The organism is Sporosarcina sp. Marseille-Q4943, assembly GCF_943736995.1.
Taxonomy (GTDB): Bacteria; Bacillota; Bacilli; order Bacillales_A; family Planococcaceae; genus Sporosarcina.
Map to the genome: position 1 here is coordinate 804,171 of NZ_CALSFT010000002.1, position 18,263 is coordinate 822,433.

Genomic DNA, 18,263 nt, shown 5'->3' on the forward strand with positions numbered 1-18,263 from the left:
TTTTAGGGGTCACATCAATTCCTATTCTCTACTTTTTTATTGTTCACTTAATCTTATTCACCAAGTCGGATCGGATCCATCCATAATCGGACGGTGGGTTGATGTCCGCCAAAACTTTGTACCATACATATCCGTCGTTGCCCGCTACTTCTTCGACGATGACGACCGGATAGCCGAACGCCGCATTAAAGCCGGGATCTTTCGGTTTGTATGTAAACAATTTATTGTCGGAACGCACTTCAGGACTCGTTCTTACATTGACCCCAGCCGGACCAGTGTAATTGATGGACCCTAATTGCACCTGCTTATAATCACGCCCGCCGAGGAATGTATCCATTTTCCACATATGGCCCGCGATTTTGCTTCCCCAGTTCGGGTCGGATGCGTATCGAACGTTGAAGCCAACCGCTTTATTGCCTGGGACAGCGCCGTTCGCATGGGCGCCAAGCGGATTCGCATAATTTAAGTTCATATAGCGTTGGATGAACGCATTGACGCTATTTTCAGGAGTCGCATACACTTCTCCCATTTCTGGAGAAGAATCAAAGACTCTGATTCCGAAAATATTATTCTTCGTCTGTGCATTGGGACTCATGCCGTAATCACTTTCGTGGATTGCCGCAGCAAGGATGAACATTGCGTTGACACGGTATGTCTCTTCCACTGATTTCAAATATTCTCCTAATCCGATCAGCTTCGACTTGACCGTCGCATCTTTGTACTTTGCGAATCCTGTGCTTTGACGGTCCGCAAGCGCCCAAGTGATGTAGGAATCAAGCTCAGCAGCTGAATAGGATGTCGGCTGCCTGACGGATTGGAATTGGAAATAAGGGTAGTACGTGACTACATTTTTCGTCACGACATCCGTGAAGTGTACGCCGTCAAAGCTCGTATACTTCTTGCCGTTCGCCATCCCGGGTCCTGCTGGGCCGACATGGTAGACGCCAAATGATTTTTTGAGATTATCATATGTTGAATGCGTCAATACGCCATTGATCACTTCATAGTAATCATATCCTGTGACTAAATCGGAAGGGACGAGGTCGACTTCGTTATGTCTTGTGTAGAAAGTCGATCCCGCGAATTCAACGATTACATAATCCGGACCGCTGCCAATGTATTTCATTTCACGGCCTCTCGTAATGTACGTCATTTCATTCCGTAATGCCTTGTCGCTGTAAAAGGAAGTGTAGTTCTTCGAGTTATTCGCGCCGAACGCACGGCCAACCTTCATCTTAATGATATCGCTTCCCTTTTGGATGACCTGAATGGATGAAGATGCATTGTAGGCTGCCAATGCATCTTCGTAAGTTGTGTAAAATGCGCTTGTCGGAATGACTTGTCCATTTGAAATCTTGCTGACTTTATAGATTTCAGGATCCACTTCAGGTGTTTCCGGATCTGTTGGATTTGTCGGTTCGGTTGGCTTCAAACGCTCTGCTGCCGCCTGCATTCTGAAAAGGAACGCAGCTGCGTGTGCGATTGTTGCGTTATCTTGCGGTTTGAAATAAACGCCGGTCTTCTGATGATCTCCACGGATAATGCCCAAGTAGACTGCCGCCGAGACTGCGTCACGGAAATTAGGCGAAATCTTATTTGTGTCTTTGAACGTGGTATTCGTCTTTTGAATAGGAAGATCCATATAACGGAATGCTTTGTATATCATCCCCGCCATATGTTGGCGCGTAATCTTGTCATTCGGTCTGAACGTGCCGTCAGGATAGCCGGAAAGCAGTCCCGCTCCAGCTGCATTTTGAATCTCGATCGTCAAACCGGAATTTGCCTTCAAATCTTTGAACGTATATTTCGTTGAAGGGGGCAATTCCAGGGCCCGGGCGAGATAGGAAGCAAATTCGCCCCGAGTGACCGCTTTATTCGGATTGAACTTGCTGTCCGTCCGAATGACTTTTTTCTGGATCCAATAATTCAACTCTGTTTCCATCTGGTGTCCCGAGACTGTGCTCGCTTCCACCGGATTATGGAAAAGAGGAGTAAACATGAGTAGCATTGCCAAGGCAAAAGTTATTGTTTTTTTCACCAAGAAACCTCCTTTTCTACATCATCTACCATAATATCAGATTCTTTATGAAATAATAAGGTGTAATTTGGTGTGAATTTCCGATTTACTAGAAATAAAATGTCTTCGTACTTAAATAGAAGTGTTACAGCGAGGTTTTTCGACAAGTTATTGTCGATTTTTTTGAAAATGCAACTAAACAGTAAACCGCAACGTCGTATAAGATGCTATAATGACAAAGGGTCATGCCCATTATCTATTGGAGATCATTCGTGGAAAGGGTTTTTTTGTTAATGACAACACTTACAAACAAATTGAAGGAAAAAGATACAGTTTATTTCTTAGTCGCATTGGCGGTCGTCGTAGTCGCACTTTTCCTTCCGTCGTCCATTGCACTCGTCGCGACATCATTGTTTTTTGTCCTCTATGCATTTTTCAGGCCGCAGCAAAGCCTGTTGTTTCTCGTCATCTATGTAAGCATCCGGCCATTGCTCGTGGAAGTAAACCCGGGCTTGAAGCTGATCGGGGACTTAATCACGTTCATAGCTTTCGTCAAGCTTGTCATTTCAAGCGGTCGTAATTGGAAGACTTTGTTCTCTTTCAAATGGTTCGAATGGGCATTTTTTGCGTTGCTCATCGCAGGATCAATCAGCGGATTGCTCCAAGGTGTCCTTCCAGCGGCTGTCCTTTTCCAAGTCCGGACGTTCGTCATCATGTACTTGCTTTATTACATCATCGCAAGAATGGTTCTGCCGGATGACTGGTTGAAGCGGCTCGCATGGGTGACCGTTTGGACGAGTATGATTTCATGCATCCACGGCCTCATTGAAAAGTTGTCCATGAGACAGCTGCTTCTGCCGGATGTATGGAAATATAAAACGTTAAGCGCAACGAACTTCGTGCGTATATACGGTTTGCCTGGAAATCCGAACTCATTGGCACTTTTGTTGTTTTTCGGGATTATGTCGTTGCTCTTCCTTCAGCACATTTATAAAGGTGAAAAGTATAAATGGTTCTTGAATATCAATTTAGTGCTTTTCGTCGGGGTTTTCATTTTAACGTATTCACGTGGAACGTGGATTTCCGCTTTCGTCTTAGGAGCGATTTTCATCTTGACGACAAAGAACTGGCATTTGCTGAAAAGGCTCGTCATCGCAGGTATCGCTGCAATCATCCTCATTTATTATCCAGTGAATTTAGGCGTTAAATATGTCGCGACTCTCGGGGTTGAGCCGCCGCAAGACCCGGCAGGCAGCATCGCCGGTCGATTCGGTGAGACGTTCGATCAACAGAACTTGGCGCTCATGTCTGAAAGCGGCCGATTCTTCTACATTAAAAAAGGCTTTGAAATCTTTAAGGAGTATCCGGTTGCCGGTTCAGGATTCGGATCATTCGGCGGTTCTGCAACGTTATCGTACGGTTCGCCAATTTACGACCATTACGGAATCCGTTCGGATATTTACGGAGGCAAGTATTTCTATTCTGATAACCAATACATCCAGATCATCACAGAGACAGGAATTATTGGAGTCATTCTATTCGCCGCCTTCCTGCTCGGCATGCTGTATCTGTTCTGGAAGGAACGGAAAACGCCGATGGGCAAATTCATGATTGCGCTATGGTTTGCTACCGGCTTCTCTGGCTTCTACTATAATATATGGGAACTGAAGCTCTACACGATGTTCTACTTCATCCTGTTCGGCATCTTCGCTTCCATGACGAATCAATACACGAAATTCAACACTAAAGATATTTGATTATCCGCCATCCGGTGCTTGCCGGGTGGTTTTTTGTTGTCAGAAAACCTACGGGAATCTCATTCTAGAAAACCATCACCTTCCCTCCTAATATCTCACTCAATTATCTGCACAACTTCCAAAATAATGAAGTATTTACCAATTATTTTTGATGGAAATCTAGACGTGACAAGACTTCACGGGCTTTTTCCTTCTTATGGATTATGGTATTTTGTCGAAACGTTTGGTAAGCTTGACATTGATTCATAGAAAGGAAGGTGTCGACTTATCATTAATAAAGTAGATTCATTGAAGGTTTTCGGGAAAAAAGTCGCGATGACTGCGGCTGCTGTGACACTTTTAGTAGCAGTGCCAACAGGAGCATCGGCAAAGACGCAGACAGTGGATAGCTATCCGGTTTCATCCGGAGTGACGTATACGCATTACACGAATTCGGGCACAAACCATATCAATCATGTGAGTGTCGACTTGAATGACCCTTACACGAAGCTCGATATTGGGGTGCCATCCCCGATTGCAAAAACGGAAGCAACCACAACACTTGCAAATCGGGATTCGCGTGACGGGAATCGCGTCGTCGGTGCAGTGAACGCTTCGTTTTTTGAAATGAGAACCGGGCTGCCGATGTATTTGATTTCACAAGGCAATGAAATTATCAACGGCGGTGTCATCTCAAATTCTCGTGAATATTATGTGAGCAGGCCGATTGCATTTGGTGTAATGAGCGACGGCCGCGCGGAAATTGACGAGTTCAATTTCGATATCCGCATTAACCATCATGGTAACAGCTACAAGATGACCGGTTTGAATCGTGAAAGGCAGGGGGGAGAGACGATCATCTTCACGCCGCAACACCTTTCATCAACGACTGGGTCAAATGAATACGGCGTCGAAGTTGTCGTCGATACCGGAACACCGATCACGTCTACATATTACGGCCAGCAATTGACTGGAAAAGTTGTAAAAGTGAGAGATTATGGTTCAACGGAAAAGATAACAATCCCGAAAACGGGCTTTGTCATTTCAGCACACGGTGCGAAAGCGTTGGAAAGGATTGGGGCTATTAAAGCTGGGGACACTGTATCCCTCAATCTATCAATAGACCAGAAGTGGATGGATTCCTCGTTCATGTTGGCGAGCGGACCAATGCTATTGAAGGACGGCCAGCCGTACATCACGATGGATACGTCGAACTGGCGCGCGAAAGCGATGACTGCACGTACAGCAATCGCCATCAGCAGGGACAAGAAGAAAGTCGACCTCGTGACGGTGGATAGAAGAAGCGGATACAGCAACGGCATGACGTTGACACAGTTCGCGAATTACTTGGCATCCCAAGGGTACGACCGTGCCATCAACTTTGACGGCGGCGGTTCGACGACGATGGGCATCCGGAAACATGGCAGCAACACAGTTGTCTTGGCGAACCGGACATCGGAGACAAGTCAGCGTAGAGTATCTGCGATTATTGAAGCGATCAGCACAGCGCCGCTCAGCGATCCTGCACATATTAGCGTTTCGCGTGGACAAGTCGGCGAAATGCTAGTCGGAGCAAGCGTACCATTGACGATCAACTATGTGTTGGATGCGTATTACAATCCGCTGAAATTCGATGCTTCCCAATTGTCGATTACGTCGGCTAATGGCAAAGCTTCCGTTGCGGGTACGACATTTACGGCGACAGAAGCCGGCACCGACCGGATTAATGTGCGATACGGCGGAGCGACGCAATCATTCCCGATTACGATTGTCGATGCGCCTGCCAAATTGACTATTTCACCAGTCACATCGGCGATCGCTCCTGGTTCAACAATGACATTCACAGCAACAGCTACCGATGCTCAAGGAAAACCGGTTATTTATTCACCGGAACAATTGACGTGGAGCGTTAGCGGCGATATCGGTGCTATTACGGAAACAGGAACGTTCAGAGCATCCAAAGTGCCTGGCAAAGGGTCCATCAACGTGAAGCTCGGAACGAAAACGGCTTCACTTCCGATCGAACTGTCGGATGGCATGCCTGCGTTCACTGACATTCCGTCCGATTATGCATACTACACGGAAATCCGCTTCTTGAAGGATCTCGGTTACATTAAAGGGGATCTGGACGGCAAGTTCAATCCTGGCCAGACGTTATCAAGGGAACACGCAGCTGTCATCCTAAGCCGCGTATTCAACTTGGATACATCACGCGCTGGAGCCCAAAAGTTCAGCGACGTACCATCGACTCACCGTTACTTCAACGAAATCAATGCCATCGCAGAAGCGAACCTCGTCGGAGGGAAAGGTGACGGCAGTTTCGACCCTGCCGGCCAACTGACACGCGCGCAAATGGCTGCGATTCTCGTAAAAGCGTACGAGTTGAAAGGGGAGTCCGAAAAGAAATTCAAGGACGTACCTTCAAGTCACTGGGCGTACAAACAAGTCCATATCCTAGCGAACCATAAAATTACGACTGGGAATGAAAAAGGGAACTTCGAACCGAATAAGCCGGTAAACCGCGCTCAATTCAGCGCATTCCTATACCGCGCCATTAATCGATAATAGAAAGATTTGCCGTGGATCGAATTTTCGTTCCGCGGCATTTTTTTCTTTATGAATGAAGCATGTTATAATGAACTCATTATTTGTAGAAGGAAGTTGGATTATGAGAATAGGAATTGTAGGGAATTACGGTAACGATAATAACGGGGACGAAGCGATTCTGCTCAGCCTCGTGAAACAAGTGACGTCCACTTTCAACATCAGTACGTCTCAGCTCACCATTTTTAGCAATAATCCGAAGCAGACAGCCGAGCGCTACGGAGTGGAAAGCTATCCGCTTTATTATAAAAAAGGGAACGCCGTCAAGACATTCATCGAAACGTTCCGTCAAAATAAAAGAGTCGTGAAACAGCTTGACCTGCTTGTCATCGGTGGCGGAGGTATCCTCATGGACTTGTACCGACGGGAAGCACCTTTGTACGGATCGTATGCGATGATGGCGAAACAATCGAATACGCCGTATGTCATTTATGGTTGCGGGGCGGGGCCATTGCATACATCTTTAGGGAAATGGTTCATCCGCTATATGTGCAAGCACGCTGAAAGTGTTTCGGTCCGGGATCCGGAATCCGCGGAATTGTTGCGTTCGATCGGCGTCAATGAAAAAGTCGACGTCATCGGCGATCCAGCCTTTTCCTTGCGGGAAGAAGGCGCTGCTGCAAAATCTGAAAAACCGACGAAAATCGGCGTGACCGCCGTCCCTTATTACAACGCCGATTATTGGCCGGAAGGGAATCCCGATAAGTATCGGAAATACGTCGAAGGAATGGCGAAAAATCTGGACAAGCTCGCTGCCGGGCGAGACGTCGAAATCACGTTCTTCGCGACGAAATTTCCACAGGACGCCAATGTGACGAAGGACATTCAAGAGTTGATGATGGAAAGTGCGAAGACGACAATCATCGACGAAAATCTGTTGCCTTCCAAAATTATGGAAGTTACGGAGCGGCAAGATATCGTCATCGGAACACGGTTGCACTCATTGATTTTGGCAACGTGCACGGAAACGCCGATCATGGCGATTTCCTACCACCATAAAGTGAAAGACTTTATGAGCTTGGCCGGGTTGGAACGCTTTTCATTCCCGATCGACGAGCTTCACGAAAACGACGAGTATTTCCTCGGTGCGTTTAATGAAATGAATGCTGACTGGCAAGGAACATTGCAGCAAACCGAACAACTCTCGAAGAAGCTGTATGACGAAGCGATGAATGGAACAGTTCAATTTACAGATGCATTGAATAAGTGATGTAGTGCCGCCGGATGCTTATCCGGCGGTTTTTTATATTAAGAAGATGCTTGTAAATAGAGGCAAAAAGCCTCTCCTTCCTCCCTCAAAACCCCAGCACACATTTCACATCATTTACATACGACTGGCTCACCGGCAGTTCTGTACCATCCACTAATGTCACCACTAGGTTCGAGGAGAAATCGCGCGAGATCCTCAAAATTCTGGCTGTATTGACGATGTAGGAACGGTGAATGCGCAAAAAAATCTCAGGCAGCCGCTTATCCAATTCCTTCAATGTGCTCGAAATGCTGAATTGCCCGTCCTCGGTGTAGAAGAATGTCTTTTTTTGATAGCTTTCGATATGTGTGATCTGTTCGATCGGCACCGGGTACCATTCGTCGTCGAGCTTTCCAGTGAGCAGCCGCAAAGGAACGCTTTGGGCCGACTTTTGTTCATCTTCCTGTGGAAGGATGACGACGAGTGCAGCTTGTTCGCCGTTTATTTCAATCGGATAGCCGACGCCGTACGAAGGAGTCGCCGACAGAGTCGAATCAATCATGACCTCCGTTTTTTTCATATGCTTCATCACTTTCGCCGCAATGCTCCCTTCAAGAATCGGTTGGCCATCCACCCATTTGTCATCGTCAAAATCAGGAACGCAATTGATGTAATGGCCGTTCAACGCTATCGCAAGTCGGGCGTCTGTAGGAATCCAATCTTGCAGGAGGCATGCAAGTTGTTGCAAAACTTCATCACGTACATCCGTCTTTTCCATTGAGTTATCTTCTCCTTTAACGATTTCATCGAGCTATTTCCTTATTCATCCTTTTAAACTACCATTTTGTCGGAATGCACAGACAATATAAATATTCTGTTATATAGTAATGTATAACAACTTTAACTGTTGTGGAACAGTAAGAAAGTATCAATTAATCTATTAAATGAAAGGTGTGTATGGAATGACAAATCAAAATGGACGTATGGAACAGGTTGAGCAGCTGGAGAGAAGCTGGCAGGAGGATGAACGTTGGGCGGGTATCGAGCGTGGTTACAGTGCAGAGGATGTCATCAAGCTACGGGGCTCTGTTCAAATTGAACATACATTGGCGAAAAGAGGGGCGGAGCGGCTCTGGAAATCGCTTCATGAAGAGGATTTCATTAATGCGCTTGGCGCATTGACGGGCAATCAAGCTGTCCAGCAAGTGAAGGCGGGTCTTCAAGCGATCTATCTGAGCGGCTGGCAAGTGGCGGCAGATGCGAATATGGCTGGACAAATGTATCCCGATCAAAGCCTTTACCCGGTGAACAGCGTGCCGAACGTCGTAAAGCGTATCAATCAGGCGTTGCAACGTGCGGATCAGATTGACTGCGCGGAAGGACGGCTAGACGGATTTGATTGGTTCGCTCCGATTGTCGCCGACGCGGAAGCCGGATTCGGAGGTCCTTTAAATGTGTTCGAATTGATGAAAGCGATGATTGAAGCAGGCGCTGCGGGTGTCCATTTCGAGGATCAGCTCGCTTCGGAAAAGAAATGCGGTCACCTTGGCGGAAAGGTTCTTCTACCAACGCAAAATGCAGTTCGAAATTTGATATCCGCAAGGCTGGCGGCTGATGTATCGGGTGTCCCGACAATCATCATCGCTAGGACGGATGCCGATGCGGCGGATCTGATCACGAGCGATATCGATGAACGCGACCATGAATTCATTACAGGTGAGCGAACGCCGGAAGGATTCTATCGGACGAAAGCAGGCATCGAGCAGGCGATTGCACGCGGTCTCGCGTATGCGCCATACGCCGATCTCATCTGGTGTGAAACGTCGACGCCGGACCTTTCGGAAGCGAAACGTTTTGCGGACGCCATCCACGAAAAGTTTCCGGGTAAAATGCTCGCTTATAACTGCTCACCTTCATTCAACTGGAAAGCGAATTTGGATGACGAGACGATCGCCAAATTCCAGCGGGAACTCGGCAAGATGGGCTATAAATTCCAATTCGTCACATTGGCTGGCTTCCATTCATTGAACCACAGTATGTTTGAATTGGCGCACGGCTATAAAACAGACGGAATGGCGGCCTATTCGAAGCTGCAGGAAGCGGAATTCGCGAATGAATCGAAAGGGTATACGGCGACCCGCCACCAGCGTGAAGTCGGAACAGGCTATTTCGATGAAGTGGCACAAGTCATTTCAGGCGGCACGTCCTCAACGACAGCGATGAAAGGATCGACGGAAGAGGCGCAGTTCGTATAATTTATTCCATTTAATGCACTCCACGTAAATAACATAAGAAAGGATGGTTCAACTGACTATACAACAGACACGTTTCAATATGGATGTGACCGGCGAGATGACGGCAGGTACGGAGGAAATCCTAACGCCGGAAGCGCTTGAATTCCTTTATTGCTTGCACGAGAAATTCAATGGAAGGCGGAAGGAATTGCTTGCAGCGAGGGAAGCGAGGCAACAACGATTCGATGCAGGCGAGAAGCCCGGCTTCCTTGAAGAAACGAAGCATATTCGTGAAGGGGATTGGAGCGTAGCCCCGATTCCACCCGATTTGCAGGATCGGCGAGTTGAAATAACGGGACCCGTCGACCGGAAAATGATCATCAATGCACTAAATTCCGGAGCGAAAGCATTCATGGCGGATTTTGAAGATGCGACTTCACCTACTTGGTCGAATATGATCGATGGCCAGCTCAACCTGAAAGATGTTGTAAGAGGGACAATTTCGTTCGAACAGGCATCTAATGGGAAGAAGTATGTTTTGAATGAAGAAACAGCCGTCTTAATGGTGAGGGCACGCGGCCTGCACTTGGACGAAAAGCATATTCTCATTGACGGTGAGCCGATGGCGGGTGGTTTTTTCGATTTTGGACTTTATTTCTTTCATAATGCGAAGGAATTGCTGGAGCGCGGCACAGGGCCCTATTTCTATTTGCCGAAGCTCGAAAGTCATTTGGAAGCAAGATTATGGAATGAAGTATTCGTCTTCGCACAGGAAAAACTCGGCATTCCGAATGGAACAATCCGGGCAACCGTCCTAATTGAAACGATTCCCGCAGCATTCGAGATGGATGAAATTCTCTATGAATTGCGCGATCACATTACGGGACTGAACTGCGGGCGGTGGGATTATATTTTCAGCTTCATTAAAAGGCTTCGCACCCAACCCGATGTCATTTTGCCGGATCGCGGTCAAGTGACGATGACGTCGCCTTTCATGAGGGCTTATACACAGCTTTGCATCCAAACATGCCACAAAAGGAACGCGTTCGCGATGGGCGGGATGGCGGCCCAGATTCCGATCCGCAACAATCCCGAAGCGAATGAAGAAGCATTCCGGAAAGTAGCGGAGGATAAACGCCGGGAAGTGACGGACGGCCACGACGGAACGTGGGTCGCTCATCCGGGGCTCGTCTCGGTCGCGATGTCTGAATTCGATGCACATATGGAAACACCGAACCAAGTCCATCGGAAACGGGAAGATGTGCATGTGACGGCGAAGGATTTGCTGGAAGTGCCGATCGGGACGATAACGGAAGAAGGATTGCGGATGAATTGCAGTGTCGGCGTCCAGTATATTGCTTCTTGGTTGAAAGGGAGTGGAGCGGTGCCGATCAATCATCTAATGGAAGACGCAGCGACTGCGGAAATTTCCCGCTCCCAAGTATGGCAATGGATCCGTCACCGTGAAGGCAGACTAATTGATGGCAGGGACATCGATATTGAGTTATTCAAAAACGTATTTGCAGATGAAATGAAGAAGTTAAGGGAAGCTGTCGGGGAGAAGGAATTTCGTTTTGGCAAATTTAATGAGGCGGCCGATCTGTTCGTCGAATTGACGCTCCAAGATGATTTAGAGGAATTTCTGACGCTGCCGGGATATCAAAAATTATCATAGAAAAAGGAGGAGGTTCATTATGCAAAAGACAAATGAAATGCAAAAGTCGAAAAAAATCTGCCGGGAATGCGGTTGCGAAATCATCGAGAAAGTTGAATCCCTGCTCTATGAATGTGAACGTTGCATCGGCAAGCATAAGGAGTAAAATGCGGCCCGTCTCCCTGTATATGGGAGCGGGCTTTTCCTTTTTCATTCAGAATAGAGGGTTCCATCCCACCTATGGCGAATGATGATGATATGATGGAAGTGATAAAAAACGTAAAGGGGATGTTGTTATGCGAAATGAAGAGATGCTATTGATTCCTGGGCCTACGCCTGTCATTGATTCGATTTACGACGCGATGGCTAGTGAAACGAGAGGTCATACAGATCCTCGGTTCGTCGAGATTTACAAGCGTTCCATCGAACGGACCCGTGAAATGTTGAAAACCGATGGGGAAGTTTTTGTCATCGCTGGGTCGGGGACGATCGGAATGGAAATGGCGCTCGTCAACACGGTAGGTGCCGGAGAGCGGTTACTTGTTATCAGTCACGGTTATTTCGGAGATCGTTTCATCCAGCTTGGGAAGGCGTTCGGAATTGAAATCGATGTGCTCCAAGCCGAATGGGGGAAACAGGTTGCACCGGAAGAAGTGGAACGTCAACTAGCAGAGCGTACATACAAGGCGGTGACGATTACGCACGCAGATACGTCCACCGGAGTTGCGGCTGACTTGGAAGCGTTAGTTCCGATTGTGAAAATGCACGGCGCACTCGTCATTTTGGACGGTGTTTGTGCAACTGCTGCGATGGAAGAGGATATGAGCAAGGAGTATGGCGGCGAGGGCTATACGATTGACGTCGTGCTGACCGGCTCCCAAAAGGCAATCGGCGTTCCACCGGGACTGGCGATTGTCGCGTTCAATCAAACTGCATTGGAAGCACGCAAACAGCTCGGACATATTCCGGCTTATTATTGCGATATTGAAAACTGGATTCCGATCATGCATGATCCATCCAAATATTTCGCGACGCCTCCTGTGAACTTGATCTACGCCTATGACGAAGGCATGAAACTCGTCTTAGAGGAAGGATTGGAAAAACGATATACGAGGCATACGGCATTTGGACGCGGCGTTCGCGATGCACTTCGTGAATACGGCATGGAGCCGTTGGCGGACGAAGAAGTTGCCGCATCGACATTGAGCTGCATCCTTTATCCGGAAGGTGTAAATGACGCAGAATTCCGGGCCGCCTTGGCGAAAGAAGGACTCATCGTTGCAGGCGCGTTGGCTCATTTGGCAGGCAAAGCATTCCGCATCGGCCATATGGGCAACACAACGCCAGAAATGCTCATTTCTGCAATCGAAAAGATCGGTTCAGCATTGAAAGATGTCGGCCATGAAGTCTCAATCGAGCAAGCCGTCCACCGCTTCAAAGAAGCAACGGAAACACTCGTCTAATAACAGCACTGCCCTATTCCTCTATCGGAATAGGGCGGTTTTTTCATTCTCCCCGCAAATCCTTCAACACTTTGATCGCGACATCCGGCACATCCGTGAAAATCCCGTCCGCACCGATTTCGATCATGCGTCGGATTTCCTTTTCTTCATTCACGGTGAACGGATGGATATGCAAGCCCTCACCGTGTACAAGCTCCACTAATTCTTCCGTTACGACCGTTTTATCGACGCCGATGCCGGACGCGTACGCCGCGACTTTCTGCAAACGTTTTTTCGTTAGCATCGTTTCGTTTTTCAGAGAATACAGTTGTATAAGCGGAATGGTCGGTTCCTGTTCATGTATCTTGAGTAAAGAATTGGCATTGAATGATTGGAGGATCACTTTCGGCATTTCCGCTTCTCCTAAAGGTAATAGTCCAAACTCTCGTAACTGCCCAAGCAAAGCTTCTTCGATTCCAGGGTAGGAGGCGGGCGTCTTCAGTTCGATATAGTAATTGACGTCATCTTGGAAATACGAAAAAATCTCCTCCGTACTGACGATTCGCAACGGATCGATGCTTTCAGGGAATGAAACCGTCAGCTTTCCATCGTAATCGGACTCGCGCCGAACGCTCTTCAACTCCTGAAAATCCACTTCAGCGACCGTCTTTCTGCCATTCGGCAAATGAACAAAAGGGTCGTGCATGGAAACGAGCTCCCCGTCCTTCGTCATATGTACATCCAATTCAATATAATCGGCCTTCATTTGCACCGCCAATCCGTAGGAAAGCAAGGAATGCTCCGGAGCGTAGGCGGAAGCCCCGCGATGAGCGATAATCAAAAATTTATCATCTGGCAAAGTGGCCGCAACCGATGCTGTAGAACATGCCGAAAGAAGGATGAGCAGGAATAGAAGGATCCCTTTTTTCACGAATGTTTCCTCCTTAAACGTAAAGTAATTGTAAAATATGAGAAAAAAGGAAGGATAATGACATCTTTTATCGAAGTACGTTACTAGAAGTTATATTCTGACTAATATAAAAATGGGCGGAAAGGAATCTGATCGATGAAAAAAGTAGAACTGATAAATGTCTCAAAATCATACGATAAGCAAGTTGACGTTATCTCCAATATAAACGTAACGATTGAACCGGGCGAGTTTTTTGTCCTTGTCGGACCTTCAGGCTGCGGGAAGAGCACGATGCTCCGGATGATCGCTGGCCTGGAGGAGATTACGGGAGGGACATTGAAAATCGGGGAGAGAGTCGCCAATCATCTATCTCCGGATAAACGCGACCTGTCCATGGTCTTTCAAAATTATGCACTTTACCCGCATTTGTCGGTTCAACAAAACATTACGTTTGGCCTCGACGTGAAAAAGATGAAGAAGGAAGAGCAACGGAAAAAAGCAGAAGAAGTCGCGGAAATGCTAGGCTTGACCGATTATCTCGATCGTAAGCCGCGCGAACTTTCCGGCGGCCAGCGTCAACGCGTCGCTCTCGCCAGAGCAATCGTCAGTGAAACGCCGATCTGCCTCATGGATGAGCCCCTCTCCAATCTTGACGCCAAGCTGCGTGCCCATATGCGCTCGGAAATCAGAAGGATTCAAAGGAGCCTTGGCATTACGATGATCTACGTCACCCATGACCAAGTGGAAGCGATGACGATGGGCGACAGGATCATGATCCTCCATGAAGGGAAGATCCAGCAAATCGGCAAGCCAATCGACATATACAATTACCCGGCCAATCCATTCGTCGCGACGTTCATCGGATCGCCGCCGATGAATTTGGCGAATGCGGAATTCGATTCGAAAACATCCGAACTTGTCATTGGCAATGAATTGCGGTTGAACGTACCGTCTGAGGACATCGGTAATGTCACAAAGACATCAATGACAGTTGGGGTGCGACCTGAAAACCTCTACCCGACAACTCCGGAAACAAAGCGAGAGGACGTTTTCCATGTGGAAGTGACGAATGTGGAAATCCTCGGGAATGAAACCGTCTTTTCATTCAAACTCGCCGCGGATGAATGGATGGCGAAATGGAGCGGCCAATGGCATATCGACATCGGCGACCGTCTGCCCGTCCGAATGGAATTCGAGTCATTGTCCATCTTTGACGAACAGAACGGTGAGCTAATTAAAAAGACAATTGACTACGGCAATTATGTTACGCAGCAAGAGGTGTCGTCATGACACGGTTTGCAACAATGTGGCGAAAGTCCGTGGACGGCCGGACAGCCGCGCTTTATTTATTGCCATCGATCATTCTGTTTTCCGTATTCGTATTCTACCCGATGTTCCGGACGATCTATTTGAGCTTTTTCCTGACGGATCAAACTGGCAATGCCGCCATCATGGTCGGATTTGAAAACTTCCAATACTTGCTTGGCTCATCCGAATTCCAAAACAGCATGAAAGCGACGGGGCTTTTCGTATTGTATACCGTTCCAATTACAATCATCCTGGCGCTGTTCTTCGCATTGCTCGCAAATGAAAAATTGAAGGGCATCGGTTTTTTCCGGACGATGTATTCTTCGACGATGGGTATCTCTGTCGCTGCCTCTTCCGTCATTTGGCTTTTCATGTTCAACCCGAGCATCGGGATGTTCAACCGGTTGCTGAGTGTCTTCCATTTGCCGCAAATCCAGTGGTTGCTTGATCCGGAATGGGCATTGTTATCCGTTTCAATTTCAACGATCTGGATGAATATCGGTTTTTCATTCCTCATCCTATTAGGTGGTTTGCAAAACATCGACGAACATCTTTACGAGAGTTCAAGAATCGATGGTGCAGGCTATTTCTATCGATTGAGACGCATCACATTACCGATGCTGTCACCTACGCTGTTCTTCATCATCACGATTTCCCTCATCAATGCGTTCCAGACGTTCGGCCAGATCGATATTTTGACGAAAGGCGGACCTTCCCAGTCGACGAACTTAATCGTCTATTCGATATACAGGGAAGCGTTCATCAATTATCAGTTCGGCACCGCGAGCGCGCAAGCCGTCATTTTATTTCTCATCATATTGATTGTCACCATCCTCCAATTCAAATTGGGTGAAAGGAAGGTGCATTACCAATGAAAATGGGGCTTCCTCAAAAAATATGGATCTATTTCCTGTTGATTGTTACTTCGGCATTTGTTTTCTTTCCGGTATTGTACGCATTCATGATTTCATTCATGACGGGGCCGGAAATTATACAAGGAAAGTTTTTTCCGGAATCGATCAGTTTTGAAAATTATAGCTTAGTGTTCAGCAGGTTGCCGTTGCTAAATTATTTACTGAACAGTTTCATCGTCTCGGTAAGCGTCATGCTCGGCCAACTTGTCGTCTGCAGTCTTGCTGCCTATGCATTCGTGTTTTTTAAATTCAAAGGAAGGGACTTCATTTTCTTCCTGTTCATCTCGACGATGATGATCCCTTGGGAAGCGACGATGATTCCGAACGTGTTCACAATTCGCAAACTTGATTGGTTCAATACGTACCAAGGGCTCACATTGCCATTTTTCGCGCTTGCATTCGGCACATTCCTGCTTCGCCAGCATTTCCTTACAATCCCGAAGGAGCTACATGAAGCCTCACAAATTGCGGGTTTGAGCAGATTCCGCTTTTTCTGGCGGGTCGTCCTGCCGGTTTCAAAAACAAGCCTCGTCACGTTGGGCGCTTATGGCTTCCTGACGACTTGGAATATGTATTTATGGCCGTTGCTCATAACGACGAACAAATCAGTGCGGACTGTACAAATCGGCCTGAAGCAACTGCAATCCCAAGAAATCGCAACCGAATGGGGGGTGGTCATGGCAGGAGTCATCGTAGTCATCATACCGACGCTGCTTTTGCTGTTCATCGGACAGAAGCAGTTGCAAAAAGGGTTATCCCAAGGTGCATTGAAATAGTCGATTCTACCAATTAAAAAGGGGTGCATGGAATTTGAAGAGAATGATCAAATCATCTCTATTTTGGATGTTAATTCTCACTGTAGCTATTTTGACAGCCTGTACGAACAGTGACAGCAGTAAAGAAACGGACGAACCGAAGACGAATGATACGTCTTCGGAGACGGAAGGAACGAACGATGATGGCGCCGCAACTGGCGAAAAAGTGACAATCGAATTCTGGCATTCGATGTCGGGCACTGGACAGGAATCTATAGACGCAATCGTTAAGGGGTTCAATGAATCCCAGGACAAATACGAAGTAAAGGCGGAATTCCAAGGATCCTATGAAGAATCATTGACGAAGCTCCGCGGGGTCGGCGGCACAAAAGATGCCCCTGCCATCACACAAGTGTTTGAAGTCGGAACGAAATATATGATCGACAGCGGCTATATCGAACCGATGCAGAAGTTCATCGATGAAGATAATTATGACCTTTCCCAGCTCGAGGGGAATATCTTGAACTACTACCGGGTCGACGGTGAACTTTATTCAATGCCATTCAACTCCTCGACACCGGTCATGATCTATAACAAAGATGCGTTCAAAGCGGCCGGCTTGGATCCTGAGAAGGCCCCGGAAACGTTCGCTGAAGTGATCGACGCCGCGGCGAAGCTGAAAACGGATGACATGTACGGGTTTTCCATGCTGACGTACGGCTGGTTCTTCGAGCAGCTCGTCGCGACGCAAGGCGGCTTGTATGTGAATGAAGACAACGGCAGATCAGGGGATGCGACGGAGGCTTTATTCAACGGGCCTGAAGGGCTGAACGTGTTCCGCTTCCTCGATACGATGAACAAAGCGGGCACTTTCGGGAACTTCGGAACGAACTGGGATGACATCCGTTCCGCATTCGCAACGGGCAAAGTCGCCATGTATATGGACTCGTCCGCCGGTGTAGCGGGCGCTATTAAAAACGCTCCATTTGAAGTCGGTGTCGCTTACATTCCGCATGCGGACGAAGTCCAACGTCACGGTGTCGTCATCGGCGGAGCTTCCTTATGGATGTCGAAAGGGATTGCAGAGGAAGAGCAGGAAGCGGCTTGGGAGTTCATGAAATATATGACAACGCCTGAAGTCCAAGCGAAATGGCATCTTGACACAGGATATTTTGCCATCAACCCTGCTGCGTACGAAGAGCAAAGCGTAAAAGATAAATGGGCGGAATTCCCGCAGTTCAAGGTGACCGTGGATCAGCTTCAAGATACGATTCCTGGACTCGCAACCCAGGGCGCGCTCATATCCGTCTTCCCTGAATCAAGACAGCAAATCGTAACAGCTCTGGAAGAGCTATACCAAGGCAAAGATCCGCAAGAAGTGCTCGATAAGGCTGCGGAAGGAACGAACCGGGCGATGGAAATCGCGAATAAGACGAAAAAGTAAATGACGAAACCCCTATTCGTGAAGCAGTGGATAGGGGTTTTTCAACAGAGGGGGAG

The 18,263-nt window shown here is 47.6% G+C and carries 14 protein-coding genes; 11 read left to right on the forward strand and 3 right to left on the reverse strand.

Going from position 1 to position 18,263, the window contains the following annotated elements; all coding sequences use genetic code 11:
* Window positions 1–43: 43 nt before the first annotated feature.
* The gene (locus NIT04_RS03905) at window positions 44–2,038 is read right to left on the reverse strand and encodes an S-layer homology domain-containing protein (protein ID WP_252502294.1); all 1,995 of its coding nucleotides are present in this window, start codon (window positions 2,036–2,038) and stop codon (window positions 44–46) included.
* Between the two features lie 272 nt (window positions 2,039–2,310).
* Between NIT04_RS03905 and NIT04_RS03910 the strand changes: the two genes are divergently transcribed.
* The 3 genes from NIT04_RS03910 (at window position 2,311) to NIT04_RS03920 (ending at window position 7,567) form a co-directional block, all read left to right on the forward strand.
* Window positions 2,311–3,774, forward strand: a complete 1,464-nt coding sequence (locus NIT04_RS03910; RefSeq protein ID WP_252502295.1) for an O-antigen ligase — start codon at window positions 2,311–2,313, stop codon at window positions 3,772–3,774.
* A gap of 288 nt (window positions 3,775–4,062) precedes the next feature.
* Window positions 4,063–6,318, forward strand: coding sequence for an S-layer homology domain-containing protein (locus NIT04_RS03915; RefSeq protein WP_252502296.1), 2,256 nt, complete (start codon window positions 4,063–4,065; stop codon window positions 6,316–6,318).
* A gap of 103 nt (window positions 6,319–6,421) precedes the next feature.
* The gene (locus NIT04_RS03920) at window positions 6,422–7,567 is read left to right on the forward strand and encodes a polysaccharide pyruvyl transferase family protein (protein WP_252502297.1); all 1,146 of its coding nucleotides are present in this window, start codon (window positions 6,422–6,424) and stop codon (window positions 7,565–7,567) included.
* An 85-nt stretch (window positions 7,568–7,652) separates the two neighbouring features.
* On the opposite strand, the gene NIT04_RS03925 is transcribed toward NIT04_RS03920, so the two are convergent.
* Entirely contained in the window at window positions 7,653–8,324 is a 672-nt protein-coding gene (locus tag NIT04_RS03925; protein WP_252502298.1) for a LytTR family DNA-binding domain-containing protein, read from the reverse strand.
* Window positions 8,325–8,508: 184 nt separating this feature from the next.
* Between NIT04_RS03925 and aceA the strand changes: the two genes are divergently transcribed.
* From aceA to NIT04_RS03945, 4 genes are all read left to right on the forward strand, one after another.
* Window positions 8,509–9,801 carry an isocitrate lyase gene (gene aceA, locus NIT04_RS03930; protein WP_252502299.1) on the forward strand — a complete coding sequence of 431 codons (1,293 nt, stop codon included), beginning with the start codon at window positions 8,509–8,511 and terminating at the stop codon, window positions 9,799–9,801.
* Between the two features lie 43 nt (window positions 9,802–9,844).
* A complete protein-coding gene (aceB, locus tag NIT04_RS03935) occupies window positions 9,845–11,455 on the forward strand; it encodes a malate synthase A (protein ID WP_371922494.1) in 1,611 nt (536 codons plus the stop codon).
* A 19-nt stretch (window positions 11,456–11,474) separates the two neighbouring features.
* A complete protein-coding gene (locus NIT04_RS03940; RefSeq protein ID WP_252502300.1) occupies window positions 11,475–11,600 on the forward strand; it encodes a YhfH family protein in 126 nt (41 codons plus the stop codon).
* 130 nt (window positions 11,601–11,730) lie between these two features.
* Window positions 11,731–12,897, forward strand: coding sequence for an alanine--glyoxylate aminotransferase family protein (locus NIT04_RS03945; RefSeq protein ID WP_252502301.1), 1,167 nt, complete (start codon window positions 11,731–11,733; stop codon window positions 12,895–12,897).
* 43 nt (window positions 12,898–12,940) lie between these two features.
* On the opposite strand, the gene NIT04_RS03950 is transcribed toward NIT04_RS03945, so the two are convergent.
* Complete coding sequence (locus NIT04_RS03950) at window positions 12,941–13,807, reverse strand: glycerophosphodiester phosphodiesterase family protein (RefSeq protein WP_252502302.1); 867 nt, start codon at window positions 13,805–13,807, stop codon at window positions 12,941–12,943.
* Window positions 13,808–13,942: 135 nt separating this feature from the next.
* Here NIT04_RS03950 and NIT04_RS03955 point away from each other — a divergent pair, with 135 nt between their 5' ends.
* Genes NIT04_RS03955 through NIT04_RS03970 form a run of 4 tightly spaced genes read left to right on the forward strand, consistent with a single transcriptional unit; the run spans window position 13,943 to window position 18,207 of the window.
* Window positions 13,943–15,076 carry an ABC transporter ATP-binding protein gene (locus NIT04_RS03955; RefSeq protein WP_252502303.1) on the forward strand — a complete coding sequence of 378 codons (1,134 nt, stop codon included), beginning with the start codon at window positions 13,943–13,945 and terminating at the stop codon, window positions 15,074–15,076.
* Window positions 15,073–15,969, forward strand: a complete 897-nt coding sequence (locus NIT04_RS03960) for a carbohydrate ABC transporter permease (RefSeq protein WP_252502304.1) — start codon at window positions 15,073–15,075, stop codon at window positions 15,967–15,969. The genes NIT04_RS03955 and NIT04_RS03960 overlap by 4 nt, the downstream gene beginning before the upstream one ends.
* Complete coding sequence (locus tag NIT04_RS03965; protein WP_371922495.1) at window positions 15,966–16,784, forward strand: carbohydrate ABC transporter permease; 819 nt, start codon at window positions 15,966–15,968, stop codon at window positions 16,782–16,784. Before NIT04_RS03960 ends, NIT04_RS03965 begins: the two co-directional genes overlap by 4 nt.
* A 46-nt stretch (window positions 16,785–16,830) precedes the next feature.
* The gene (locus tag NIT04_RS03970) at window positions 16,831–18,207 is read left to right on the forward strand and encodes an ABC transporter substrate-binding protein (RefSeq protein WP_371922518.1); all 1,377 of its coding nucleotides are present in this window, start codon (window positions 16,831–16,833) and stop codon (window positions 18,205–18,207) included.
* Window positions 18,208–18,263 lie beyond the last annotated feature (56 nt).